The organism is Streptomyces sp. NPDC085524 (assembly GCF_044541755.1).
In the GTDB taxonomy this organism is placed as follows: domain Bacteria; phylum Actinomycetota; class Actinomycetes; order Streptomycetales; family Streptomycetaceae; genus Streptomyces.
This window is the reverse complement of sequence record NZ_JBITTH010000007.1, coordinates 239614-262742: the sequence shown is the minus strand read 5'-3', so window position 1 is coordinate 262742 and position 23129 is coordinate 239614. Positions and strand designations below refer to the sequence as shown.

Sequence of the window (23129 nt, the reverse complement as noted above, 5' to 3'; positions counted from 1 at the left end):
ACGTTAGGGGACCTGCGGCCGCACCGGTATCGGGGAGAGCCCCTAGGGAGACCCCGGCCCGGCCTCCGCCGTCAGCCGTGCAGCCGGGCCGTCTTGAGGGCCATGTGCAGCAGCAGGCGGTCCTCGCCCTCGTCCAGGTCCAGGCCCGTCAGCTGCTCCACCCGCGAGATCCGGTAGTACAGGGTCTGCCGGTGGATCCCCAACGCCGCCGCCGCGCGCCCCGCCTGGCCCGCGCAGTCCAGGAACACCTCGGCCGTACGGGCCAGTTCGCGGTGGGCCGGGTCCAGCAGGGCCCGGGCCGCCGGATCGTCCACCGGGTCGGCGGCCAGGGCGGCCAGCAGCCGGTACGGGCCGATGGCCGACCACCGCGCGACCCGGCCGAGCCGGGGCTGCGCCGCGGCCGCGCGGGCCGCCGCGACGGCCTGTTCCCAGGCGGCGGGCAGCGCCCCGAGGCCCCGGACGGGCTCGGCCACGCCTGCGGTCGCCGGGCGCGCTCCCGGTGCGGCCGGGCCCGGGAGCAGCCGGGCCACCGCCGCCAGGGCCGGATCCAGGGCGTCCGGCGAGCGCAGTCGCAGCAGCACCGCCAGGTCGCCGCCCCCGGACGCACCGCCCTCGGCCCCGCCCGCATCACCACCCCTGCCCGCCGCGCGCGGGACCACGCACACCGCCGCCGCGCCCGGCACCGAAGCCGGGGCCTCCCCGGCCCACGGCCCCACGCACACCGTCGCGTGCAGCCCGTCCCCGCCCGCGCCCAGGGCGAGCCGCAGGGCGGACACCGCCATGTCCTGCTGCCAGCCCCGGCCGGCCGTGAGCACCGCCAGGAACTCCCGCGAGAGGTCGGCCCCCGCCTTCGCCTCCTCGGCGAGCAGGACCCCGATCCGCTCGGCCACCTCCATGGCCGCGTCCAGCGCCGCGGCACTCGGGCCGGGCTCCTGGTCGAGGAGCCACACGTACCCCTGCACGATGCCGCGGTAGCGCACCGGAAGGCAGATCCGCCCCCGGAAGACCCCCGCGTCGGGCGCCGCCGGGATCCGGACGGGCCCGGTGGCGCGGGCGATGCCGAAGCCCTCGAACCAGGACCGGACGGCCGCCGTCGACTGCCGCGTGAGGATCGACCGGGTCCGGACCGGGTCCATCGCCGAGTCGTCCTCGCTGTCGTGCGCGCCGAAGGCGATGAGGCGGAAGTCCCGGTTCTCCAGCGTCGCCGGAGCGCCGAGCAGCGCCGAAATCTCGTCCACCAGGTCCTGGTAATCGCCCTTCACCCGGACATTCTCCCACTCGGCGAGCGGCTCTTCAGACAGATGTATGAGATCCGGGACACGGATGCGTGACAGCTGTCGATGGCAGAGCATCGAAGCGATCCTTAGGTTTCACGGAGGTTTTACTTGAGCTTTTCTTCTGCCACCCGCTGGAGGTGCCCCCGTGCTGGGTCCCGTGATCCTCGCCGCTTCGCGCAGCGACAAGATGCGCCGAATCGTCTCCGCCGCCCCGGTGACCAAGCCCGTGGTGAACCGGTTCATCCCCGGTGAGACGGTCGACCAGGTGATCCCGATCGTCGAGGACCTCACGCGCAAGGGCCTGGAAGTCACCCTCGACGTCGTCGGCGAGGACATCACCGAGGTGGCCCAGTCGCACGCCGCCCGCGACGCCTACCTCCGGCTCATCGAGCGCCTCGAGGTCCTCGGCCTCGGCGAGACCGTCGAGATGTCCGTGAAGCTGTCGATGTTCGGCCAGGCGCTGGAGGGCGGCCACGAGCTCGCCCTCGCCAACGTCCGCCCGGTCGTCGAGGCCGCCGCCGCCATCGGCACCACCGTGACCCTCGACGCCGAGGACCACACCACCCTCGACTCGATGTTCGCCATCCACGAGGAGCTGCGCCGGGACTTCCCGCAGACCGGCTGCGTGATCCAGGCGTACCTCTTCCGCACCGAGGCCGACGCCCGGCGCCTGGCCGCCGCCGGCAGCCGCGTCCGGATCGTGAAGGGCGCCTACAAGGAGCCCGCCGAGGTCGCGTACCAGGACAAGGCGGAGATCGACAAGGCGTACGTCCGCATCATGAAGATCCTGATGGAGGGCGAGGGCTACCCGATGATCGGGTCGCACGACCCGCGCCTGATCGCCATCGCACAGGAGCTCGCCCGGGCCGCCGGGCGCAAGCTGGACGAGTACGAATTCCAGATGCTCTACGGCATCCGCAGCGAGGAGCACCTGCGGCTCGCCGCCGAAGGCCACCGGATGCGCGTCTACACCGCGTACGGGACGGACTGGTACGGCTACTTCATGCGCCGCCTCGCGGAGAAGCCCGCCAACCTCCTCTTCTTCGTCCGCTCGATGATCACCAAGAACTAGTCCAGAACCAGGTCAAGGAGTTAGCAGAGCCATGGACGCAGTGACCCAGGTCCCCGCTCCGGTCAACGAGCCGGTCCACTCGTACGCCCCCGGCAGCGCCGAGCGCGCGCGTCTCGAAGCGCAGCTCAAGCAGCTGTCCGAGAACCCGATCGACCTCCCGATGACGATCAACGGCGTCAAGCGGATGGGCGGCGGCGAGCGCTTCGACGTGGTCCAGCCCCACGACCACAAGTCCGTCATCGGCACCTACGCCAACGCCACCGAGGCCGACGCGCAGGAGGCCGTCGACGCCGCCCTGGCCGCCGCCCCGGCCTGGCGCGCGATGTCCTTCGACGACCGCGCCGCGATCATCCTGCGCGCCGCCGAGCTGCTGGCCGGCCCGTGGCGCGAGAAGCTCGCCGCCTCGACCATGCTGGGCCAGTCCAAGACGGCGCAGCAGGCCGAGATCGACACCCCGTGCGAGCTCGTCGACTTCTGGCGCTTCAACGTCCACTTCGCCCGCCAGATCCTGGCCGAGCAGCCGGTCGCGAACTCCGCCGGCGTGTGGAACCGCAGCGACCACCGCCCGCTGGAAGGTTTCGTCTACGCGATCACGCCGTTCAACTTCACGGCCATCGCCGGCAACCTGCCGACGGCCCCCGCCCTCATGGGCAACGTGGTCGTGTGGAAGCCGTCCCCGACGCAGACCCACTCCGCGGTCCTCCTCATGGAGCTCCTGGAGGAGGCGGGCCTGCCGAAGGGCGTCATCAACCTGGTGACGGGCGACGGCCTCGCCGTCTCCGAGGTGGCCCTGAACCACCCCGAGCTGGCGGGCATCCACTTCACCGGCTCGACCAAGACCTTCCAGTACCTGTGGAAGACGGTCGGCAACAACATCGAGAAGTACAAGTCCTACCCGCGCCTGGTCGGCGAGACCGGCGGCAAGGACTTCGTCGTCGCGCACCCGTCCGCGGACCGCGCGATCCTGAAGACCGCCCTGACCCGCGGCTCCTTCGAGTTCCAGGGCCAGAAGTGCTCGGCCTCCTCGCGCGCCTACGTCCCGGCCTCCATCTGGAACGACGGCTTCAAGGAGGCCTTCGCGGCCGAGGTCGACGGCATCGCCATGGGTGACGTCCGCGACCTGACCAACTTCATCGGCGCCGTCATCGACGAGCGGTCCTTCGCGAAGAACAAGGCCGCCATCGACCGCGCGAAGGCCGACCCGACCTGCGAGATCGTCGCGGGCGGCACGTACGACGACTCCGAGGGCTACTTCGTCCGCCCGACCGTCATCGCGTGCACCGACCCGGAGAACGAGGTCTTCACGACCGAGTACTTCGGCCCGATCCTGGCGGTCCACGTCTACGAGGACGCCGACTTCGACGCGATGCTGGCCCAGATGGAGTCCGTCTCGGCCTACGCCCTGACCGGCTCGATCATCGCCGCCGACCGCTACGCGGCCGCGGACGCGATGGAGAAGCTCCGCTTCGCGGCGGGCAACTTCTACATCAACGACAAGTCGACCGGCGCCGTGGTCGGCCAGCAGCCCTTCGGCGGCGGCCGTGCCTCCGGCACCAACGACAAGGCCGGCGCGGCGACCAACCTCCAGCGCTGGACCTCGACCCGCTCCATCAAGGAGACCCTGGTCCCGCCGACCGAGTACGGCTACCCCCACATGGGCTGACCGCCCCCGCAGAACCCCGCCCCCGCTCCGGTACCCCCAAGTCCGGAGCGGGGGCGGTCCCCATTTCGGGGCCCTGAGGTGCTCAGACCTCCACGATGACCTGGTCGAGGGACTTGCGGACCAGGTCCGGGACCTCGCAGTCGTCCGCCGGGTAGCCCACCGGGATCACCGCGAAGGCCTTCTCGTTCTCCGGGCGGTCCAGCACCTGGGAGAGGAAGCGCATCGGGCTCGGCGTGTGGACCAGCGCCGCCAGGCCCGACAGGTGGAGGGCGGACAGCAGCATGCCGACCGCGATGCCGACCGACTCGTCCACGTAGTAGTGCTTGCGCTTCGTACCGTCCGGGCCGAGCCAGTAGCGCTGCTGGAAGACCACGATCAGGGCCGGAGCGTCCGTGAGGTGGGTCTTCACGGCGTCCGTGCCGAGGGGGCGCAGGGCGGCGAGCCATTCGTCGCCGAGGCGGCCGTCGTAGGAGAGCTCCTCCTCCTGCTCGGCGGCGGCCCGGATCCGCTGCCGTACGGCGGGGTCCTTGACCAGGACGAAGGTCCACGGCTGCTGGTGCGCCCCGGAGGGTGCGGTCGTGGCGCACGCGACGGCGTCGCGGACCGCCTGCTCGGGCACGGGGTCGGGGGAGAAGTGGCGCACGGTCCTGCGCTCGTCCATCCGCGCCCGCAACTCGGCGGCGCGCGCGAGGGATTCCCCGGCGGGCATCCGTGCGGGGCGGTAGGGCGCAGGACGGTACGGCAGGCCGTGGATCGGGGTCCAGGCTTCGGTATCGGGCGACATGGGGCGAGTCTGCCGGGGCAATGGTCCAGACCGCCAGAGCCGCGTCGGCCCGGAGGCGGCCGGTGGACGGCGTTCCGCGTCCGCAATGCGGTCGCCCAGCCGTCGGCGACGGGCCCGCCGGTCCCGGGTACGGGCTGATGCCCCTGGTCACCCCGCGCCCGGACGCCGACGAGGACGGCGCCGCGGAGGCGGAGTGGGAGGACGACCGCAGGCCGGGCCGCCTCGCCGCGCCCTGTCCGATCACGGAGCCGCGGCCGTTCGGCGCGGACCGGAGGTTCGACGCGCGCGAGGGGCTGACCCGGGGCACGCTCGTCCTCGCCGACCACGGCTGCGGCACCTACTCGCGGCTCGTGGTCACCGGCCCCCCGGCGGGCCAGGTCCGGCACGTGGACCAGGACTTCGGCAGCCGCGTGCCCGAGAGCCCGGACTTCCGCGCCCGGTACACCGCATGGCTGGAGCAGTGACGGACCCCGCCGGGCGGCCCGACGCCGACCGGCGGGACGGGGACGGCCCTAGCTTCCGCTGATGCTCGGGGCGCCCGTCTCGATGTGGCCCGTGTAGCGGCGCGACCAGGTGCCGTCGGAGTCGGCGAGAATCGTGAAGTCGTACCAGCCGTTGCTGTACGCCACCGCATTGAAGTAGTCCTCGGTGGAGGAGTTCGCCGGGACGGTGTAGGTCCACGGGCCGTCGGTGCGGTAGGCGTTCGACCGGATCGTGAAGGTGACCGGGGAGCCCGAGGCGTTCGTCATCTTGAACCAGATCGCGGTCTTGCCGGTGCCCGCCTCGACGGCGAAGCGGGCGGCGACCTCCAGGGACTTGCCCGGCTTCGTGGCGTCGCCGAGGAAGCGGCGCAGGAAGCGGTTCGGGCCGTACATCGAGATGTCGTACTTGCCGGAGCCGCTGCCGAGCCCGATGTTGAAGTAGTCGCTCGACGTGGCACCCGGGTCCACCGTGTACTGCCAGGCGGCCGTGTCCCGGTACTGGTGCGGGTGGATCGAGAAGTGCGCCGGCCGCTTCGCCTCGGCGCCCTGGTTGGTCATGGAGAACCAGGCCAGGATCTTTCCGGCCGCGCCGAACTCCAGCCGGTCCATGTTGCCGTTCACCTGGTACGGCAGGGCGCGCGCCGGGCGGGTGCCGGGCTCCTGCGCGGGCAGGGCGTTGTCCTGCGGCGCGGGGTTGGGCAGCGGGCCGCAGGTCGACTGGCCGATGACCTTGGCCGTGCCGGGCAGGCCCGCGGGCACCCCGTAGACCGGGTGCGCGAAGTCGAAGACGCCGGTCAGGTCGCCGGTGACCTTGCGGCGCCACGCGCTGATGTTCGGGCAGGTGGCGGGGGTGCCCAGCGCGGCCGTCCACGTCTCCATGAAGCGCAGCACGGAGGTGTGGTCGAAGACCTCGGAGCTGACCCAGCCGCCCCGGGTCCACGGCGACATCACGATCATGGGGACGCGGAAGCCGAGCCCGATCGGGGTGCCGTCGATGTACTCGCCGGGAGTGCCGGGCGGGGCGACCGGCGGCGCCACGTGGTCGAAGAAGCCGTCGTTCTCGTCGTAGTTGAGGAACAGGACGGTGGAGTCGAAGACCTCCGGGTTCGCGGCGAGCGCCCGGTAGACCAGGTCCACGAAGTGCGCGCCGTCGCCCGGCGGGGCGTAGGGGTGCTCGGAGAAGGCCTCGTTCGCCACGACCCAGGAGACCTGCGGGAGGGTCCCGGCGACGACGTCGGCGCGGATGGCGGCGGCGATGTCGTCCGGGGTGGAGCCGGTCACCTTCGGCACGGAGCCCATGCCGCGGTCCCACAGCGGGTCGCCCGGCTTGGCGTCGGTGAACTTCTTGAAGTAGGCGAGCCCGTTGTCCCCGTAGTTGTCCTGGGCGTTCTGGTAGACCTTCCAGGTCATGCCGGCCCGCTGGAGGGCCTCCGCGTACGTCTCCCAGGTCAGCCCGGACTCGTCGCCGCCGTCCTTGCTGCCCGCGTCGACCTTGCCGCTCCACAGGAAGGTGCGGTTCGGGCCGGTCGCGCTGAGCGTGGAGCAGAAGTAGGCGTCGCAGATCGTGTAGTTGTCGGCGAGCCCGTAGTGGAAGGGGATGTCGCCGCGGTCGAGGTAGCCGAGGGTGTGGGTCATGCCGACGGCCGTGACCCAGTTGTCCATCCGGCCCTTGTTCCAGGCGCCGTGCTGGGAGCTCCAGCTGTGCGGGAGGTCGCCGGTGCACTGGGCGAGGGTCTCGCTGTCCGCGCCGCCGGCCGGAGGGGTGGAGGACAGCTTGAACGGGTACTGGCGGCCGCCCCAGTTGTACTGGTTGAAGGTGCCCCAGCCGCCCGGGATGTTGCCGGCGGCGCGGTCGCCGAAGCCGCGGACGCCCTTCAGCCTGCCGAAGTAGTGGTCGAAGCTGCGGTTCTCCTGCATCAGGATCACCACGTGCTTCACGTCGGTGATGGTGCCGGTCGCGGCGGCCGCGGCCGCCGTCGTCGGCAGGAGCGGAGGCAGGGCCGCCCCGGCCACCAGTCCCGCGCCGATGCCCACGAAACCTCTGCGGCTGATCGGTGTCACTGAGTCCTCGCCTCCAACTCCAGTGCCCGGTTGGCACATTGACGCATAGAGTGGCGGCAGCCGATGCAAAGGTCTACATCCGTGCGGTAAGAACTCGGTGAACATCCGGGTGGCTGGATTCAGTCGTCGATCCGCACGAGCATCTTGCCCAGATTGTCCCCCCGGAACATGCCCAGGAAGGCATCCACCGTGTGATCGAAGCCCTGTACAACGGTGGTGTCGGTGCCGATCCGGCCGCTGCGCAGGTGCGGGACGAGGAAGTCCTCCAGCTCGTCCTGCAGATTGGTGTGATTGCGAACCAATACCCCTTCCAGCCGTAGCGACTTGTGTACGACCTCGAAGAGGTTGCGGGGCGCGGCCGGGGACCGGTCGCCGTTGTACAGGGAGAGGCCGCCGACCCACGCGATCCGCCCGTACTCGCGCAGCACGTCGATCGCGCCCTCCAGGTGCTCCCCGCCGACGTTGTCCACGTAGACGTCGATGCCGTCGGGGGCGGCCTTCGCCAACTGCTCGCCGACGGGCCCGTCGTGGTAGTCGAAGGCCGCGTCGAAGCCCAGGACCCCGGTGAGGTGGCGCACCTTGGCCGCGGAGCCGGCGCTGCCGATGATCCGGCGGGCGCCGAGCAGCCGGGCGATGCGGCCGGTGGCCGTGCCGACCCCGCCCGCGGCGGCCGAGACGAAGAGGTCCTCGCCCTCGCGCAGGGCCGCGGTCCGGGTCAGGGCGGCGTACGCGGTCAGGCCGGTGCCGCCGAGGACGGAGAGGTACGCCTCCAGGGGGACGCCCTCGTGGCCGCGCAGCTTGCGCGTACCGCCGGCGCCCAGGGTGACGAGGGCGTGCGTACGCCAGCCCTCGCGGTGGAAGACCAGGTCGCCCTCGGCCAGGCCCGGGTCGCGGGAGGCGATCACGCGGCCCACGGAGCGGCCTTCGAGCGGGGCTCCGAGCTCGAAGCCGCCCTCGCCGCCGTCCATCATCCCGCGGTGGTACGGGTCCACGGAGAGCAGCAGGTTCTTGACGAGGGCGGTGCCGGGCCCCGGCTCGGGGACGGGGGTGCGGACGTACGTGAAGTCGCAGGCCCGGGGGAAGCCGGTCGGGCGGGCGATCTGGTGGACGGCGTGGGCGGTGGTGTTCGTGGTCATGGCGCAGACGCTAGGAAGGAATCAGCGGGCCGGGCAGAGGGTTTGGCTCATGGAAGCGGCACATCCATGAACAGCGCTCATAGAACGAGGTGAAGGCCATGGCAGCCGGCGAGTTGGCGCCGCAGGAGCTGCGGGTCCTGGTCGCCGTCGCCGAGAGCGGCGGCTTCTCCGCCGCGGCGGAGACACTGGGGCTCACCCAATCGGCCGTCTCGCACTCCGTGCGCGGCAGCGAGGCCAAGCTCGGCGCGGTCCTCTTCGAGCGCGGCCGCAGCGGCGCCACGCCCACCGCGGCGGGGGAGCGGGCCGCCGGCCACGCCCGCCGGATCCTCAGGCTGTACGAGGTGATGGGCGCGGAGGTGCGCGGCGCGGGCCGGGACGCGGACCCGGTGGACGGGGTGCTGCGCATCGCCGCCTTCCGCAGCGCGGCCCTGCACCTGCTGCCGCCCGCCCTGGAACGGCTCACCGCCCGCCACCCCGGCATCCGCCCCGAGGTCAGGGTGGTCCGGGAGATCGGCCCCGGCACGGCGGGGGAGGTCGCCGCGGGCCGCGCGGACCTCGGCATCGCCACCCTGGGCGTCGCGCAGGGCGTGCCGCCGGGCCTGCTGAGCGGGGTGCTGGTGGAGGAGGCGTACGCGCTGGTGCACCCGGCAGGGCATCCCGAGCCGAAGACGCTGCCGCTGATGGACTGGGACGAGAACTGCGGCTCGTACACCCGTGCGTGGTGGCGGGCGCAGGACTGGATCCCCCGGGCCACCGTCAAGGCGGAGGACGACGCGATGGTGCTGACCATGGTCGGGCGCGGGCTGGGCATGGCGATCATGCCCGAGCTGTCCCTGCGGGAGGCGACCGAGGCCGTCGACATCACCTGTCTGGGTCCCGGGGGGCCGGTGAGGCGCGTGGGATACGTCACCACGCCGGAATCCGCCGCCACCTTGGCCGTAAGGGCTCTGATCAGGGAACTTCGCTCCGGAAGCAGCTGAAAACGGAGCTCCCGGAGCGGCTTTCCGGGCGGTCCGGCGTCTCAGATAGTAGGAAGTCCGAGTAATTGCGGAGACAGACAGCGGGAGCTGCCCTAGCTTTGTAGGAGCCGAACGTCTCGCCGATCAGGCGAATGGCGGTCGAGAGCGCGCGCCCCGGCAGGCAACCCCTGCGGCGCACTGCTCCCCGCCTCTTCCGGCGCCTTGAAGGAACCCCTCATCCGTGGCCCCGCCACGCCGTGATCTCAAGGAGTCGATCACCCATGAAGACCACCACCGCCACCGCAGCCCGCCGCGTCCGCCGCTCCTCCACGGCCGACGCGGACCGCAAGAACGCCGCCGCCGCCCTGCAGCGCGCGCTCGACCGCCGTGACAACGGCGGAGCGACCGGCCACTGATCAACCCGCTCATCGGACATATTGCGCCACGCGTCCACATGGCGGACGCAATATGTCTGAGGGCTGGGACAGGGAGTACGGTTCCGCCATGTCGACCAGCATCAATCTCGCAGTGATCCCCGGTGATGGCATCGGCCAGGAAGTCGTGGCTCAGGGCCTCAAGGTCCTTACCGCGGTCCTGCCCCAGGATGTGAAGCTGGAGACCAAGCAGTACGACCTCGGCGCCCAGCGCTGGCACCGCACCGGTGAAACCCTCCCGGACGCGGAGCTCGAAGCCCTCAAGCACCACGACGCGATCCTGCTGGGCGCCATCGGCGACCCGTCGGTCCCGTCCGGCGTGCTGGAGCGCGGCCTGCTGCTGAAGCTCCGCTTCGCCTTCGACCACTTCATCAACCTGCGCCCCTCGAAGCTCTTCCCGAACACGGCCACCCCGCTGGCCGGCCGTCCGGAGATCGACTTCGTCGTGGTCCGCGAGGGCACCGAGGGCCCGTACACCGGCAACGGCGGCAGCCTGCGCACCGGCACCCCCGCCGAGGTGGCCACCGAGGTCAGCATCAACACCGCGTACGGTGTCGAGCGCGTCGTCCGTGACGCGTACGAGCGGGCCAACGCCCGCCCCCGCAAGAAGCTGACGCTGGTCCACAAGAACAACGTCCTCGTGTACGCCGGCCACATGTGGAAGAACATCTTCGACAAGGTCGGCCAGGAGTACCCCGAGGTCACCACCGACTACCTGCACGTCGACGCCGCGACGATCTTCTTCGTCACCCAGCCGGAGCGCTTCGACGTCATCGTGACGGACAACCTCTTCGGTGACATCCTCACCGACCTGGCCGCCGCCGTGACCGGCGGAATCGGCCTCGCCGCCTCCGGGAACATCAACCCGACCGGCGCGTTCCCGTCCATGTTCGAGCCCGTCCACGGCTCGGCCCCGGACATCGCGGGCACCGGCAAGGCCGACCCGACCGCGACGATCCTCTCCGTGGCCCTCCTGCTGCGTCACCTGGGCTACGAGGCCCAGGCCGCCCGCATCGAGGACGCGGTCTCCGTCGACCTCGCGGAGCGCGACGGCACCTTCCGCTCCACCGACGAGATCGGCGACGCACTCGCCGCGCGAGTAGCCGGCTGACCCGGCTGCACCATTCCAGGAAGCCGTCGGGTCACACAGGCGACCCGGCGGCTTTTCCTGCGCGGCCCCGGGTGCCACCATCTCCCCTGGGCCGCTGTCCCCGCTTCTCCGAAGCCTTCGCTCGCGCGATAATCGAACGCGAGGCCGCGGAATGCGGGGATGCTCGGACGTCCTAGTACGCCGTGAGCGCGGTCGCCATACACAACCGGTGAAGGACAAGCACTCATGACGACGCCCACGATCGAGCTCAAGCCCTCCTCGCACCCGCTGTCCGACGCGGAGCGCGAGGCGATCCTGGCCAGCCCCGGCTTCGGCCGCCACTTCACCGACCACATGGTGACGATCAAGTGGACCGAGGGCCGCGGCTGGCACGACGCAGAGCTGGTCCCGTACGCGCCGCTGTCGATCGACCCGGCGAACATGACCCTGCACTACGCGCAGACCATCTTCGAGGGCCTCAAGGCGTACAAGCAGCCCGACGGCACCGTCGCCACGTTCCGCCCGGAGGCCAACGCCGAGCGCTTCCAGGCCTCCGCCCGCCGCATGGCCATGCCGGAGCTGCCGACCGAGCTGTTCATCGCCGCCTGTGACGCCCTCGTCCAGCAGGACCGGGCCTGGGTCCCGGACTCCGGTGAGGCCTCCCTGTACCTGCGGCCCTTCATGTTCGCCTCCGAGGTCGGGCTCGGTGTCCGCCCGGCCAACGAGTTCCTCTTCATCGTGATCGCCTCGCCCGCCGGCGCGTACTTCTCCGGTGGCGTGAAGCCCGTCTCCGTCTGGCTCTCCGAGGACTACGTCCGCGCCGTCAAGGGCGGCACCGGCGCGGCCAAGACCGGCGGCAACTACGCGGCCTCCCTCGTCGCGCAGGCCCAGGCGGCCTCGCACGGCTGCGACCAGGTCGTCTGGCTGGACGCCGTCGAGCACCGCTGGATCGAGGAGATGGGCGGCATGAACCTGTACTTCGTGTACGGCGACCGCATCGTCACCCCCGAGCTCACCGGCTCGCTCCTCCCGGGCATCACCCGCGACTCCCTCCTCACCATCGCCCGCGACCTCGGCTACACCGCCGAAGAGGGCCGCCTGACCACCGAGGACTGGGAGCGGGACAACGCGAACGGCACCCTCACCGAGGTCTTCGCCTGCGGCACCGCGGCCGTGATCACCCCGGTCGGCTCGGTCAAGTCCGAGAACGCCAACTGGACCCAGGGCAACGGCGAGCCCGGCGAGGTCACCATGAAGCTCCGCAAGGCCCTCCTGGACCTCCAGACGGGCCACGCCGCCGACACCCACGGCTGGATGCACCCGCTGGGCTAGTCCCTGCGACACGAGAAGGGCCCGCCTCCCGACAGGGAGGCGGGCCCTTCGTGCGTACGGGGCCGGCTCAGGCGGCGGCGGCCACCGGCTCCGGCTCCTCGGCGGCCGGCGCGGGGACGGCCGCCGGGGCCGTGCGGAGGGTCAGGACCGTGTAGACCAGGCCGCCGACCAGGCCGGAGAGGACGAAGGAGCAGTCCACGCCGCCGGTGAGGGCGAGCAGCGGGCCCTCGTAGAAGGGGGTGGTCACCGCGAGCAGGCCGACGCCGGCGCCGATGGCCCAGGAGGCGGTGGCCGCGAGGTTCCAGCCGCCCCGGTACCAGTAGATCCCGCCGACCGAGCGGCGGTTGAAGACCTGGAGGGCGTCGGCGTCGTACCGGCCGCGGCAGCGCACGTAGCCGATCAGGGTGATCACGGCCCAGGGGGTGCCGATCGCGGTCAGCAGCAGCACGAAGGAGGTCATCGCGGACTGGACGTCCCACTCGAAGGAGCCGAAGAAGACGAACGCGGTGGCGACGGTCGCGGCGATCACGGTGGCCTTGGTGCGGGTGGCCTTGGGGACGATCGCGTCCAGGTCGAGGCCCATGGAGTACAGCATCAGCCCGGCGTTGCCCACGGAGCCGGCGGCGGCCGCGACGAGCAGCGGGACCAGGTACCAGAAGGGCGCGGCCTCCACCAGCGGCCCCGCGTAGTCGGCGCCGGCCTTGGCGGCGAGGGCGGTGTAGGTGCCGAAGAGCTGCGGCACCAGCAGGCCGATCAGCAGGCCCAGGCAGGTGGCCCAGAAGACCTTGCGGGAGCTGTGGGCGCGGGGGGAGATGTAGCGGGTGTAGTCGCCGAGCAGGGTGATGAAGGCGACGGGGCCGCTGAGGCCGGCGGCGACGGCCGCGAGCAGCCAGGTCGGCCAGAAGGAGCCGAGGAGGAGGGGGGTCTCCGGCGGCGCGGCGGTGGTGAAGTCCGGGGCGTACGCGTAGATGCCGATCGCCAGCAGGGCCACCATGCCGATGGACAGCACCTTGCTCATGCGCAGCAGCAGTCGGTAGCCGAAGACGGCCCCGACGACGGTACACGCGGCGAGTACGCCGTACATCGCGGCCCGCGAGACGCCGGTGTCCGGCAGCCCGGTGAGCCGGGACAGCACGCCGACCATCACGTCGCCGCCGATCCACAGCGTGAGGGCGGTGTAGCCGAGCGCGAGCAGCAGACCCACGATCGACCCGACCAGCCGCCCGCGGACGCCGAACTGGGCGCCGCTGGAGGTGGAGAGATTGGTGGCGGTGCGCAGGGAGACCAGCGCCAGCGGCGCGGTGAAGGCGATCCCGACGAGGGTGCCGGTCACGATGGCGGTGACCGAGGGCCACAGGCCCAGTCCGAAGGACGGGGGCAGCCAGCCGAAGACGATCACACCGAGGCAGAGGTTGGAGCCGAGGAGGATCGAGATCAGGTCACGGGGACCGCTCGTCCGCTCCTCCTCCGGGATGGTGTCGACTCCGCGCTGTTCGATGGGCATGGGGGGACTCCCTTGGCAGGGCGGGGGGCGGTTGCACTTTTCGTTTGAGCGACACTCAATGTGACTTACTCCCTGGTCCCAGGTCAATGATTCCTTGCGAGGAAATGAAGAGTTAGAGTGATGCTCTAACCCATCGACTCAAGAGGTGGTGGATCGGCATGCGGCTGACCCCTACGGAGCGCGACCGGCTGCTGCTCCGCAGCGCTGCTGAACTGGCCAGGGCCCGGCGGGCCCGGGGCCTGCGGCTCAACGTCCCCGAGGCCACCGCGCTGATCGCGGACACGGTCTGCGAGGCGGCGCGCGACGGCAAGCGGCTGGCGGAGGCGATCGAGGAGGCCCGCGGCGTGCTGGGTCCGGACGACGTCCTGCCCGGCGTGGCCGACGTGGTCTCCGAGGTGCACGTGGAGGCCGTCTTCGACGACGGATCGCGGCTCGCGGTGGTCTCGTCGCCCATCCAGGGCGCCGTGCGGCTCGGCGACGACGCCCCCGGCGCGGTCGTGCCCGGCCCCGGCGTCCCCCAGCCGGAACCGGTGCTGCACCTGCGGGTGCGCAACACCGCCCCCGTGCCGGTGAGCGTCACCTCCCACTTCCACTTCTTCGAGGCCAACCCGCGCCTCGACTTCGACCGCGCCGCCGCCTACGGCATGCGGCTGTGCGTACCGGCCGGCTCGTCCGTCCGGTTCGACCCCCACGGCGAGGGCGAGGTCGGCCTGGTGCCGATCGGCGGCGACCGCATCGCCATCGGCTTCGCGGGCCTGGTCGACGGCCCGCTCGACGCCCCCGGCGCCAAGTCGCTCGCGCTGAGCAGGGCAACGGCCTGCGGGTACCTGGGCGCGGCTCGGGAGCCCGCCGAGGGCGCACCGGCTGCCGACGGCGCACCGGCTGCCGCGCAGGGTGCCGCCCCGGCCCCGGGCGACGACACCACAGGTCAGGAAGGAACCCCGGCGTGAGCCGTCAGACCCCCCACAGCGACCACAGCGCGCACTGCGCCCCCGGCAGCCGCCACATCGACCCGCACGAGTACGCCTCCGTCTTCGGCCCCCGCGCCGGGGACCGGGTGCGGCTCGGCGACTCCGGACTGACCGTCCGGGTGGAGCACGACGCCCAGAAGCCCGGGGACGAGTTCCTCGCCGGCTTCGGCAAGACGGCCCGTGACGGCCTGCACCTGAAGGCGGCCGCGGTCCGCGAGACCTGTGACGTCGTGATCAGCAACGTGCTGGTGATCGACGCGGTCCTCGGCATCCGCAAGGTCTCCATCGGCATCCGCGAGGGCCGGATCCACGCGATCGGCCGGGCCGGCAACCCCGACACCCTCGACGGGGTCGACGTGGTCGTCGGCACGGGCACGTCGATCGTCTCCGGCGAGGGCCTCATCGCCACCGCGGGAGCCGTGGACACCCACGTCCACCTGCTCTCCCCGCGCGTCATGGAGGCCTCGCTCGCGGCGGGCGTCACCACGATCATCGGGCAGGAGTTCGGCCCGGTCTGGGGCGTCGGCGTCAACTCCCCGTGGGCGCTGAAGCACGCCTTCAACGCCTTCGACGCCTGGCCCGTCAACATCGGCTTCCTCGCCCGCGGCTCCTCCTCCGACGCCGCCCCGCTCGTCGAGGCGCTCGCCGAGGGCGGCGCGTCCGGCTTCAAGGTCCACGAGGACATGGGCGCCCACACCCGGGCCCTGGACACCGCGCTGCGGGTGGCCGAGGAGCACGACGTACAGGTCGCCCTGCACAGCGACGGCCTGAACGAATGCCTCTCCGTCGAGGACACCCTGCGCGTCCTCGAAGGCCGCACCATCCACGCCTTCCACATCGAGGGCTGCGGCGGCGGGCACGTCCCCAACGTCCTGAAGATGGCGGGCGTGCCGAACGTCATCGGCTCCTCCACCAACCCCACCCTGCCCTTCGGCAGGGACGCGGTGGCGGAGCACTACGGCATGATCGTCTCCGTCCACGACCTCAAGCCGGACCTCCCCGGCGACGCCGCCATGGCCCGCGACCGGATCCGCGCGGGCACCATGGGCGCCGAGGACGTACTGCACGACCTGGGCGCGATCGGCATCACCTCCTCCGACGCCCAGGGCATGGGACGCGCGGGCGAGACCGTCCGGCGCACCTTCGCCATGGCGGCGAAGATGAAGGGCGAACTGGGTCCCCTGGAGGGCGACGGCGAGGGCGACGACAACGCCCGCGTGCTGCGCTACATGGCCAAGCTGACGATCAACCCGGCCATCGCCCACGGCCTGGCCCACGAGATCGGCTCCATCGAGGTCGGCAAGCTCGCCGACATCGTGCTCTGGCGTCCCCAGTTCTTCGGCGCCAAGCCGCAGCTGGTCCTCAAGTCGGGCTTCCCGGCGTACGGGGTCACCGGTGACCCCAACGCGGCCACCGACACCTGCGAACCGCTGGTCCTCGGCCCGCAGTTCGGCTCGTACGGGGCCACGGCCGCCGACATCTCCGTCGCCTTCGTCTCGGCCGCCGCGGCGGCTCTGGGCAGCGACGAGATGCCGACCCGCCGGCGCAGGGTCGCCGTCCGCGGCACGCGCGGCATCGGCCCCAAGGACCTGCTCCTCAACTCCCGGGTGGGCGCGGTCGATGTGGATGCGCGCAGCGGCCTCGTCTCCCTCGACGGGGAACCGCTGCGCTCCGAAGCCGCCGATTCGGTCTCCCTCAACCGCCTGTACTTCCTGTAAGCAGCGCAGCCTGCAAGCCCGTAAGGACCCCTCATGACCACGAACAAGCCCGTGAACCACGGATTCCGGATGCCCGCCGAGTGGACCCCCCACGAGCGCACCTGGATGGCCTGGCCCAGCCCCAACCCCACCTTCACCAACGAGCAGGAGCTCGCCGAGGCCCGCGAGGCCTGGGGGGCCGTGGCCCGCGCGGTGCGCACGTACGAGCCCGTGACCCTCGTCGTCTCGCCCGGTGACTCCGAGAACGCCCGCGTCATCGTCGGCGAGGACGTCGAGCTGGTGGAGCGGGACCTCGACGACGCCTGGATGCGCGACATCGGCCCGACCTTCGTCACCAACGACGCGGGCGAGCTGGCGGCCGTCGACTGGACCTTCAACGGCTGGGGCGCCCAGGAGTGGGCCCGCTGGGAGCACGACTCCAAGATCGCCCGGCACATCTCGGACGTGGTCGGCACCCGCACCTTCAGCACCCCGCTCGTCAACGAGGGCGGCGCCATCCACGTGGACGGCGAGGGCACCGTGCTCCTCACCGACACCGTCCAGCTGGGCAAGGGCCGCAACCCCGACTGGACCCGCGAGCAGGTCGAGCAGGAGATCCACGCCCACCTCGGCACCACCAAGGCGATCTGGCTCCCCTACGGCCTGGCCGGCGACTACGGCACCTACGGCACGCAGGGCCACGTCGACATCGTCGCGGCCTTCGCCCGCCCCGGCGTCGTCATGGTCCACAGCCAGCCCGACCCGGCCCACCCGGACCACGAGCGCTGCAAGACCATCGCGGCCATCCTGCGCGCGTCCACGGACGCCCAGGGCCGGCGGCTGGAGGTCGTGGAGATCCCGGCGCCGACCGTGCTGGAGGAGGACGGGGAGTGGGTGGACTACTCCTACATCAACCACTACCTGTGCAACGACGGCGTCGTGCTGTGCTCCTTCGACGACCCGCGCGACGAGGAGGCTGCCGAGATCTTCCGCGGACTGTTCCCCGAGCGGACGGTGACCCTCGTCGACGCACGTACGATTTTCGCCGGGGGTGGCGGTATCCACTGCATCACCCAGCAGCAGCCGAAGGTCTGACGCTGACCTGCTGACATGGGGTTTTGACCTGCACAGATATCCGATTTATCTAGCGGATCCTCGCGGAAGATAGCGGATCTGTGCGGTTGCTTACGTTGATCAACTCCCATTCGACTCCCATGGGGGGTGGCGGGATTCGAACAGACCGAAGCCGGAGTGCTCACCTTGGGGGGTGGACCGCACTCCGGCTTCGGCGTTCAGGGGAGCCGTTACCGCCAGCCGGCCGCCAAAGGGGGTACGCGGCCGGCTGGCGGTCGTCTCGTTGATCGGGGCCTTTCTGTCGGTCGCCCGATCGGAATGAGTCAGCGAAGCGGCTAGATAGCTGCTGACTTCTAATGATCTTCGGTTCAGTTTTTGTAGGTGCGTCCCGCAGATCAACCCGACTGGATCCTCGATGCCCGCCGTCGGGTTGGGCTAAGGATTCGCGACGCCCGGGTGGACGCGGAAATGACTCAGGAAGAATTGGCGCATTGCGCCGAGGTGGACCGCTCCACGGTGCAGCGGGCAGAGCTCGGCCAGAACGATCTCAAGCTCAGCCACCTCTTTCGTATCGCTGCAGCCCTGCACCTTCCGGCAAGGGACCTCATGCCGTAGGGCGGCCGGTTTCAGACAACCGGGCGGGTGCATCCATCCTGCCCTGGCATATGACGAACCGGTAGTGGTGGGATGCAATTATGCACACGCAGCGTTCACACCCCGTGCGAATGCGTCACAACTGCCCCATGCTCGCGCACCCTTGAAGCTTCAAACATCGAACATGCATCCGAAATATTTGCTGCGCGAATACCCCCGGGCGTGTCTGATTCCCGCCCCTCCCGCTGCCGCCGCGGCAGGAGGGGCGGGGGTCTAGGTGCCGGCGTCCCGGGGGCAGGCCCGCGGGAACCAGCGGACCAGGCGACCGCCGCGGCGGGTACGGCGCTCACCGAGGTCTACGGCAGGTACGCCGACGAGAGGCGTCCCGCAGTGCACGCAGGTCGCTCCGCGGATCTGGTCTTCGGTGAGGCTCCCCAACGGGGGGATGCTCAGGGGCTGCGGCGGCTGGCTCATGTCCCGTACTCTGCCTGGACACTTGGGACGCTTGAAGCGTCCGGCGCGGACACCTTGGACACTTTCGGCCGCGTCACCCGCGTGCCGCAAGGGGGACCGTGAACACCGCCCTGAGAGAAGCCATCGCCGATGCCGGCATGACCCCGCTTGCCCTGGCTCGTAAAGTCGGCGTGGACGGGAAGACGGTCGAGCGGTGGCTCTCTGGGGAGCGGGCGCCGCACGCCAATACGCGGATGAAGGTGGCTGAGGTGCTGAGGGTGAGCGCGGATTCCCTGTGGCCGCAGGCTGTCAGGTCGACGCTGAAGCTGGGTGCGGACCGGGAGATCATCAGTACCTATCCGTTCCGGAACCTCTGCCCGACGAGTGTGTGGGCGGACCTGCTGGACAGTGCCCGGAAGCGCATCGTGATGGCCGGGTACACCAGCTACTTCCTGTGGCAGGACCACCCGCGTATCGCCGAACGCCTGAAGGCGAAGGCTGCGGCCGGCTGCGAGATCCGCTTCCTGCTCGGGGATCCGGACTCGGAGATGACCCGGCAGCGGGAGGAGCTCGAGGGCGTCCCCTTGACGGTGTCGACGCGCATCCGGATCACCCTGGACCAGCTGCAGAAGATGGGGCCGACGCCGGGCGTCGAGGCCCGCTTCAGCGACTCACCGGCCCACCTGTCCCAGAGCGTCTTCATCTTCGACGACCACCTGCTGTACACCCCGCACATCGGCGACGGGCTCGGCCACGAGTCGCCGCTCTTCCACCTGCGGCGCCTCGAGGAGGACGGCCTCTACGACCGCTTCTCGACGCACGTCGGGGTGCTGTGGGGGCGAGGCCGGGAGGTATCTCTTGTGGGTGGCGGCTCGTAGGATCGGACACATGTCCGTATCCCCTGCCCCCGGTCCCGCGCGCTCTCCAGCCGAGGTCAACGCCGAGATCCGGGCGCTCGTCGCCGCAGGTGGGGCGGGCACGGACCGGTACCGGGAGCTGCTCGTCGAGTGGGGCGAGGCGATGCGCGCCGAGGTCGAGGCCGCGGCATAAGATCCGCTGGTGGCAATCGAACTGAACGACGACCTGATCGCTCTGCGGCAGGCTGCAGATGATGCGCACGCCGAGGTGCGCCGGCTGCAAGAGGAGTACGGGAAGCCGACCCAGGAGGGCGGCTGGACTGAGGAGCAGCACACCGCCTGGAATGTGGCGGTGGAAGCCTGGCGGGACCGGGCCGACGAGGTCCAGCAAGCCATCTCCGAGCATGCGAAGGCGTCGGGGCAGGATCGCGGGAAGCTCGAGGCTGCGGTGAATGCCGCGGTGAGGCATCCGAAGCCGGCCGACGAGTCGTGACACACCTCCGCCCCGCCGGGCGCTGTCCCCGTGTGGGGTCCGGTGGGGCGGGATCGTGCAGCGAGGCAGCCCGCCTCAACCCGTGAATGGGATACCGAACAGGCTAGCGGCGGGCACTGACAACGGGCCGGTACGCTGACGTGCAGATGCCCCGCCCACTGATCCTGGGCGGGGCATCGCTGCGTCTTAGTCGTTGGCCAGTTGTTGGTGGAGCGCCCTGAGGTCGCCGAGCGTCAGGCCGGTGCGAACACCATCGCCGTAGACGTTGTTCGTCGCCTCGACGACAACCCAGTCGTCCGACTGCTCGGCGTGCGCGGCGAGGGTGTGGGCGAGGCTCTCGAGCGGGGTGGTCGGCTCGGGGCCGAGGCGCTCGATGGTCTCCTGGCGGATGCGGTGCATAGAGGCCATGTCAGTTCTCCTCGATGGCCGTGATCTCGAAGCCGAACGGCACGTCGCCGCACGCGTCATAGAGTTCCTCGCGGATCTGGGCCGGGGGGACGTCGTCGTCAGCCTCGATGGTCATGGTGAGCGTGTAGGTCTTCATGGTCAGTTCTCCTTGGTGTGGTACTTCCGGACGTGGTTGGCGACGCTGGCCGGGGCTCCGGCGTACCCGCATCCCCGAGGGCAGAGTTGCCAGCCTCCGCGGTCGAGGGCGGCCTCCTGGATGGTCTCGTCGGCTCCGGGGCCGAAGCCGGTGTCGGCGAGCAGCCGTGCGACGGATCCCTCATGGTGCACAGCCATGTAGGCGGCTTCAGCTGCCTTGTCGTGGCCTTGGGCGAAGAACTTACCGAGGCCGATTTCCTTGCCGCAGCACCAGCAGAAGCCGGTGGGGATGAGGCGCTCACGCTCACTTCTTGTCATGCATTCAAGCTAGCAACTCAAGACTTCAAGTCAAGACCTTGGATGGTGTGAGTAGAATCGAACTTGTGTCCGATAGCTCGCCGTCCCGTCTCGATCTCCTCCGCTTCCTCGAGCGGGTGCAGGTCGGCGACCTCGAGCGGACCCGCGGCTGGATCGCGGCAGAGGAGAAGCGGCAGGCCGAGCTGTCCGCGCGCCTGCCGCCCGCCCCGCCGCCGGAATGGGAGCTCGAGCTGGACCTCAGCAAGCACCCCACCAAGGTCCACGTCGGCGGCTGCACCATGGGCGGCAAGGGCTTCCGCTCCCGGCCCGTCACCCGCACCGACGCGCTGCGGCTCCTCGGCGTCGACCGGCTCGAGGCCTGCCCCTACTGCCGGCCGGACGCTGAGCTCGGCGTGCTGGACTGACAGGCCCGCCGCAGGCTGGACGTATGAGCCAGATCATCGTGGTGCATGCCCCAGACTCCTCCGGCGGCCGTCGCGTGCACGTCGACTCGGAGATCCTCGGGCTGGCCTACTCGCTTCAAGACATCAAGGAGTTCTTGAGGCGGGCTGGCCTCGACTGGGAGACGGAGCAGATCGCGGCATCGCCGATGATCGAATGGAGGGGCGGCGGCCCCGGCACCTGGCCCGCACCCGACGGCCCCAGGCAGGCGTGACGCCCGCAGCGCCCCGCAGTTACCTGGGCATGGACTTCGACGACCTGATGACCCAGCCCGGCGAGCGGCTCCCGCTTCTCACCCGCGGCGAGGCCGGCGCGCTCATCGCGCTCCTCGGCCAGCTCGCCGACGGCGCCGACGAGAACCTGCGGCGAGCGGCGGGCGAGATCCAGGCCCGGATCGGGATGCGGCTGCCCGCCGAGTAGGCGCGCGGCAACCGAAGAAGCCCCCACCCGAAGGTGAGGGCTCCTCGACGATGGTGGCGGGCCGGGACTTCACGTCCCTCCCGGGCGCACGGGTTCGCGCTGCCCGCCCCGCGCAGACGCCGATCCAGCGCCTGGCACGCCTGCCCGCATCAGGGGCTCGAGGTCAGTGTGGCACGGGGCGGGCCAACGCTTCCCTCCAGTCGAACGTGAACGCGAACCTCATCTCCTGTGGCGTCCGGCATGAGCCAGACGACTTCAGCAACGCGGTGGACCTCCGTACCGCTGGCGATGATCTCGCCGACGCGGGGAGGCGCCGTCAGCTCAAGCTCCCACCCGTCGCCGATCACTACCTTCATGGACCCTCCCTGTAACGCATAACGACTGACTACTCGCTACCGGGCTGAAGCCGTTCGGCCAGTCCGGCGGCGAGGGTGTAGGCGGGGTGGTTGTCGAGCTGCCGGCGACGCCGGTTGTACCGCTGGGTGGTACGGCTGTCGCTGTGGCCGACGGCGTCCTGGACGTCTTGGAGCGGGAGTTTGGCGTCGAGGCTGTCGGTGATGAAGGCGTGCCGGAGCATGTGGGGCTTGATGCTGGTCGATTGCGGGATGCTGGCGTGCTTGGCGAGGACGCGGAGGTGGGTCCACACCTGCGGCTGTGTCCAGCGGGCGCCGGTCTCGGTCTGGAAGAGGGGGCCGTCGCGGCGGTCGCCGAGGTAGGTGACGAGGGCGTCGTAGGCGAGCGGAGGGAGCGGGACCCGCTTGCGCTTCCCGCCTTTGAGGCGGAGCGGCAGGGTGTGGTGGCCGCGGTCGTAGCCGAGTTGGTCGGCGTCGAGGGACAGTACCTCGTCGATGCGGGGGCCGAGGAGGTAGAGGAGGGCGACGAGGGCGTAGGAGCGGGGTGCCCAGGCCTTGGCTGTGGCGATGAGCCGTTCGGTCTCGGCGGGCAGCATGCCTTCGGTGGGTGAGTAGTCGGGGTCGATGTAGGGCCGGTCGACGCTGGCGAACGGGTCAGCGGCGGCGGCCTCGACGCGGACGGCGTAGGTGTAGAAGGAGCCGGCTGCGGCGAGGGCCTGGGCGACGCCGGAGGCCGACATGGTGGTGCCCGGCTTGCGGCCGGGAAGCTGGGCGAGGTGGTTGGCGTAGGCGTCGGCGAGCGGAAGCCGGGCTTGGAGCGGGTGAATCCCGGCGGCGCGGGCGTACTCCTCCCACCGCTTGAAGTTCCGGCTGTAGGCGAGTCGGGTGTGGCGGGACTTCTGGCGGGCGAGCCAGGCTCCGGCGACGGTGGGCAGTGGCTCGTCGTAGAGGGCGGCGAGGTGGTCGCGGAGGGCGCGGGCTTCGGCGGGCCAGTCGTCGCGGGGGTCGTGCCGGTGGGTGGAGACCTCGGACGACTGGCGCGGGACGAGGGCGGCCGAGTCGGTCACTCCTCCTCCTGGTCGGTGCGCCATTCGTCGCACGCGCCGCAGTGTTCGTCCTCG

27 protein-coding genes are annotated in these 23129 nt (G+C 70.9%); 17 read left to right on the top strand and 10 right to left on the bottom strand.

Annotated elements, in window-relative coordinates:
- Positions 1-71: 71 nt before the first annotated feature.
- On the bottom strand, positions 72-1262 hold the full coding sequence (locus tag ACIGFK_RS13545) for a PucR family transcriptional regulator (RefSeq protein WP_376656543.1): 1191 nt from the start codon (positions 1260-1262) through the stop codon (positions 72-74).
- A gap of 160 nt (positions 1263-1422) precedes the next feature.
- Between ACIGFK_RS13545 and ACIGFK_RS13540 the strand changes: the two genes are divergently transcribed.
- Together ACIGFK_RS13540 and pruA are read left to right on the top strand one after the other, a co-directional pair.
- Positions 1423-2349, top strand: coding sequence for a proline dehydrogenase family protein (locus ACIGFK_RS13540; protein ID WP_376656544.1), 927 nt, complete (start codon positions 1423-1425; stop codon positions 2347-2349).
- A gap of 31 nt (positions 2350-2380) precedes the next feature.
- Positions 2381-4012, top strand: a complete 1632-nt coding sequence (gene pruA, locus ACIGFK_RS13535; RefSeq protein WP_376656545.1) for an L-glutamate gamma-semialdehyde dehydrogenase — start codon at positions 2381-2383, stop codon at positions 4010-4012.
- A gap of 82 nt (positions 4013-4094) precedes the next feature.
- Here the strand turns inward: pruA and ACIGFK_RS13530 are convergent, their stop codons facing one another.
- On the bottom strand, positions 4095-4796 hold the full coding sequence (locus ACIGFK_RS13530; protein WP_400051693.1) for a nitroreductase family protein: 702 nt from the start codon (positions 4794-4796) through the stop codon (positions 4095-4097).
- 137 nt (positions 4797-4933) lie between these two features.
- Between ACIGFK_RS13530 and ACIGFK_RS13525 the strand changes: the two genes are divergently transcribed.
- Complete coding sequence (locus tag ACIGFK_RS13525) at positions 4934-5260, top strand: hypothetical protein (protein ID WP_400051691.1); 327 nt, start codon at positions 4934-4936, stop codon at positions 5258-5260.
- 48 nt (positions 5261-5308) lie between these two features.
- Here ACIGFK_RS13525 and ACIGFK_RS13520 read toward each other — a convergent pair whose 3' ends face one another.
- Together ACIGFK_RS13520 and ACIGFK_RS13515 are read right to left on the bottom strand one after the other, a co-directional pair.
- Positions 5309-7339 (bottom strand): phosphocholine-specific phospholipase C, encoded by a 2031-nt coding sequence (locus ACIGFK_RS13520; protein WP_400051689.1) that lies wholly within the window; start codon positions 7337-7339, stop codon positions 5309-5311.
- A gap of 119 nt (positions 7340-7458) precedes the next feature.
- The gene (locus ACIGFK_RS13515) at positions 7459-8475 is read right to left on the bottom strand and encodes an NADP-dependent oxidoreductase (RefSeq protein ID WP_376656549.1); all 1017 of its coding nucleotides are present in this window, start codon (positions 8473-8475) and stop codon (positions 7459-7461) included.
- A 98-nt stretch (positions 8476-8573) separates the two neighbouring features.
- Between ACIGFK_RS13515 and ACIGFK_RS13510 the strand changes: the two genes are divergently transcribed.
- The 4 genes from ACIGFK_RS13510 (at position 8574) to ACIGFK_RS13495 (ending at position 12290) form a co-directional block, all read left to right on the top strand.
- Positions 8574-9455: a LysR family transcriptional regulator gene (locus tag ACIGFK_RS13510; protein WP_376656550.1), complete on the top strand. Its 882-nt coding sequence runs from the start codon at positions 8574-8576 to the stop codon at positions 9453-9455.
- Positions 9456-9715: 260 nt separating this feature from the next.
- Positions 9716-9850: a hypothetical protein gene (locus tag ACIGFK_RS13505; protein ID WP_376656551.1), complete on the top strand. Its 135-nt coding sequence runs from the start codon at positions 9716-9718 to the stop codon at positions 9848-9850.
- A gap of 88 nt (positions 9851-9938) precedes the next feature.
- A complete protein-coding gene (locus ACIGFK_RS13500) occupies positions 9939-10979 on the top strand; it encodes a 3-isopropylmalate dehydrogenase (RefSeq protein ID WP_376656552.1) in 1041 nt (346 codons plus the stop codon).
- 225 nt (positions 10980-11204) lie between these two features.
- Positions 11205-12290: a branched-chain amino acid aminotransferase gene (locus ACIGFK_RS13495; protein WP_376656553.1), complete on the top strand. Its 1086-nt coding sequence runs from the start codon at positions 11205-11207 to the stop codon at positions 12288-12290.
- 67 nt (positions 12291-12357) lie between these two features.
- Here the strand turns inward: ACIGFK_RS13495 and ACIGFK_RS13490 are convergent, their stop codons facing one another.
- Positions 12358-13794 (bottom strand): cytosine permease, encoded by a 1437-nt coding sequence (locus ACIGFK_RS13490; RefSeq protein WP_386464716.1) that lies wholly within the window; start codon positions 13792-13794, stop codon positions 12358-12360.
- Between the two features lie 158 nt (positions 13795-13952).
- On the opposite strand from ACIGFK_RS13490, the gene ureA reads away from it, so the two are divergent.
- From ureA to ACIGFK_RS13455, 7 genes are all read left to right on the top strand, one after another.
- Positions 13953-14744: an urease subunit gamma gene (gene ureA / locus ACIGFK_RS13485; RefSeq protein WP_400051686.1), complete on the top strand. Its 792-nt coding sequence runs from the start codon at positions 13953-13955 to the stop codon at positions 14742-14744.
- A gap of 56 nt (positions 14745-14800) precedes the next feature.
- A complete protein-coding gene (locus ACIGFK_RS13480) occupies positions 14801-16483 on the top strand; it encodes an urease subunit alpha (RefSeq protein WP_376656565.1) in 1683 nt (560 codons plus the stop codon).
- Positions 16484-16516: 33 nt separating this feature from the next.
- Complete coding sequence (locus ACIGFK_RS13475; RefSeq protein ID WP_400051684.1) at positions 16517-17557, top strand: agmatine/peptidylarginine deiminase; 1041 nt, start codon at positions 16517-16519, stop codon at positions 17555-17557.
- A 360-nt stretch (positions 17558-17917) separates the two neighbouring features.
- Positions 17918-18151, top strand: coding sequence for a helix-turn-helix transcriptional regulator (locus tag ACIGFK_RS13470; protein ID WP_400051682.1), 234 nt, complete (start codon positions 17918-17920; stop codon positions 18149-18151).
- Positions 18152-18702: 551 nt separating this feature from the next.
- Positions 18703-19461 (top strand): helix-turn-helix domain-containing protein, encoded by a 759-nt coding sequence (locus ACIGFK_RS13465; protein WP_400051680.1) that lies wholly within the window; start codon positions 18703-18705, stop codon positions 19459-19461.
- A 10-nt stretch (positions 19462-19471) separates the two neighbouring features.
- On the top strand, positions 19472-19633 hold the full coding sequence (locus ACIGFK_RS13460) for a hypothetical protein (protein WP_400051678.1): 162 nt from the start codon (positions 19472-19474) through the stop codon (positions 19631-19633).
- Between the two features lie 9 nt (positions 19634-19642).
- A complete protein-coding gene (locus tag ACIGFK_RS13455) occupies positions 19643-19933 on the top strand; it encodes a hypothetical protein (RefSeq protein WP_400051676.1) in 291 nt (96 codons plus the stop codon).
- 186 nt (positions 19934-20119) lie between these two features.
- Here ACIGFK_RS13455 and ACIGFK_RS13450 read toward each other — a convergent pair whose 3' ends face one another.
- From ACIGFK_RS13450 to ACIGFK_RS13440, 3 genes are read right to left on the bottom strand one after another with little or no spacing between them, the layout of a single operon-like run.
- Positions 20120-20341: a hypothetical protein gene (locus ACIGFK_RS13450; RefSeq protein WP_400051674.1), complete on the bottom strand. Its 222-nt coding sequence runs from the start codon at positions 20339-20341 to the stop codon at positions 20120-20122.
- A gap of 1 nt (position 20342) precedes the next feature.
- A complete protein-coding gene (locus tag ACIGFK_RS13445) occupies positions 20343-20477 on the bottom strand; it encodes a hypothetical protein (protein ID WP_400051672.1) in 135 nt (44 codons plus the stop codon).
- Between the two features lie 2 nt (positions 20478-20479).
- Complete coding sequence (locus tag ACIGFK_RS13440; RefSeq protein WP_400051670.1) at positions 20480-20794, bottom strand: hypothetical protein; 315 nt, start codon at positions 20792-20794, stop codon at positions 20480-20482.
- A 65-nt stretch (positions 20795-20859) separates the two neighbouring features.
- Here ACIGFK_RS13440 and ACIGFK_RS13435 point away from each other — a divergent pair, with 65 nt between their 5' ends.
- Genes ACIGFK_RS13435 through ACIGFK_RS13425 form a run of 3 tightly spaced genes read left to right on the top strand, consistent with a single transcriptional unit; the run spans position 20860 to position 21655 of the window.
- Positions 20860-21198 carry a DUF6233 domain-containing protein gene (locus ACIGFK_RS13435; protein ID WP_400051669.1) on the top strand — a complete coding sequence of 113 codons (339 nt, stop codon included), beginning with the start codon at positions 20860-20862 and terminating at the stop codon, positions 21196-21198.
- Between the two features lie 23 nt (positions 21199-21221).
- Positions 21222-21449 (top strand): hypothetical protein, encoded by a 228-nt coding sequence (locus ACIGFK_RS13430; protein ID WP_400051667.1) that lies wholly within the window; start codon positions 21222-21224, stop codon positions 21447-21449.
- A complete protein-coding gene (locus tag ACIGFK_RS13425; protein WP_400051665.1) occupies positions 21446-21655 on the top strand; it encodes a hypothetical protein in 210 nt (69 codons plus the stop codon). The genes ACIGFK_RS13430 and ACIGFK_RS13425 overlap by 4 nt, the downstream gene beginning before the upstream one ends.
- A gap of 149 nt (positions 21656-21804) precedes the next feature.
- On the opposite strand, the gene ACIGFK_RS13420 is transcribed toward ACIGFK_RS13425, so the two are convergent.
- Entirely contained in the window at positions 21805-22011 is a 207-nt protein-coding gene (locus ACIGFK_RS13420) for a hypothetical protein (RefSeq protein WP_400051663.1), read from the bottom strand.
- Positions 22012-22040: 29 nt separating this feature from the next.
- Entirely contained in the window at positions 22041-23075 is a 1035-nt protein-coding gene (locus tag ACIGFK_RS13415) for a tyrosine-type recombinase/integrase (RefSeq protein WP_400051662.1), read from the bottom strand.
- Positions 23076-23129 lie beyond the last annotated feature (54 nt).

What these genes read in the sequence shown, in the direction of transcription:
- ureA (WP_400051686.1), top strand. Translation starts at nt 13,953, where the DNA reads ATGCGGCTGACCCCTACGGAGCGCGACCGGCTGCTGCTCCGCAGCGCT.
- ACIGFK_RS13475 (WP_400051684.1), top strand. Translation starts at nt 16,517, where the DNA reads ATGACCACGAACAAGCCCGTGAACCACGGATTCCGGATGCCCGCCGAG.
- ACIGFK_RS13440 (WP_400051670.1), bottom strand. Translation starts at nt 20,794, where the DNA reads ATGACAAGAAGTGAGCGTGAGCGCCTCATCCCCACCGGCTTCTGCTGG.
- ACIGFK_RS13505 (WP_376656551.1), top strand. Translation starts at nt 9,716, where the DNA reads ATGAAGACCACCACCGCCACCGCAGCCCGCCGCGTCCGCCGCTCCTCC.
- ACIGFK_RS13450 (WP_400051674.1), bottom strand. Translation starts at nt 20,341, where the DNA reads ATGGCCTCTATGCACCGCATCCGCCAGGAGACCATCGAGCGCCTCGGC.
- ACIGFK_RS13515 (WP_376656549.1), bottom strand. Translation starts at nt 8,475, where the DNA reads ATGACCACGAACACCACCGCCCACGCCGTCCACCAGATCGCCCGCCCG.
- ACIGFK_RS13500 (WP_376656552.1), top strand. Translation starts at nt 9,939, where the DNA reads ATGTCGACCAGCATCAATCTCGCAGTGATCCCCGGTGATGGCATCGGC.
- ACIGFK_RS13430 (WP_400051667.1), top strand. Translation starts at nt 21,222, where the DNA reads ATGAGCCAGATCATCGTGGTGCATGCCCCAGACTCCTCCGGCGGCCGT.
- ACIGFK_RS13420 (WP_400051663.1), bottom strand. Translation starts at nt 22,011, where the DNA reads ATGAAGGTAGTGATCGGCGACGGGTGGGAGCTTGAGCTGACGGCGCCT.
- ACIGFK_RS13530 (WP_400051693.1), bottom strand. Translation starts at nt 4,796, where the DNA reads ATGTCGCCCGATACCGAAGCCTGGACCCCGATCCACGGCCTGCCGTAC.
- ACIGFK_RS13495 (WP_376656553.1), top strand. Translation starts at nt 11,205, where the DNA reads ATGACGACGCCCACGATCGAGCTCAAGCCCTCCTCGCACCCGCTGTCC.
- ACIGFK_RS13510 (WP_376656550.1), top strand. Translation starts at nt 8,574, where the DNA reads ATGGCAGCCGGCGAGTTGGCGCCGCAGGAGCTGCGGGTCCTGGTCGCC.
- ACIGFK_RS13460 (WP_400051678.1), top strand. Translation starts at nt 19,472, where the DNA reads ATGTCCGTATCCCCTGCCCCCGGTCCCGCGCGCTCTCCAGCCGAGGTC.
- ACIGFK_RS13525 (WP_400051691.1), top strand. Translation starts at nt 4,934, where the DNA reads ATGCCCCTGGTCACCCCGCGCCCGGACGCCGACGAGGACGGCGCCGCG.
- ACIGFK_RS13445 (WP_400051672.1), bottom strand. Translation starts at nt 20,477, where the DNA reads ATGAAGACCTACACGCTCACCATGACCATCGAGGCTGACGACGACGTC.
- ACIGFK_RS13490 (WP_386464716.1), bottom strand. Translation starts at nt 13,794, where the DNA reads ATGCCCATCGAACAGCGCGGAGTCGACACCATCCCGGAGGAGGAGCGG.
- pruA (WP_376656545.1), top strand. Translation starts at nt 2,381, where the DNA reads ATGGACGCAGTGACCCAGGTCCCCGCTCCGGTCAACGAGCCGGTCCAC.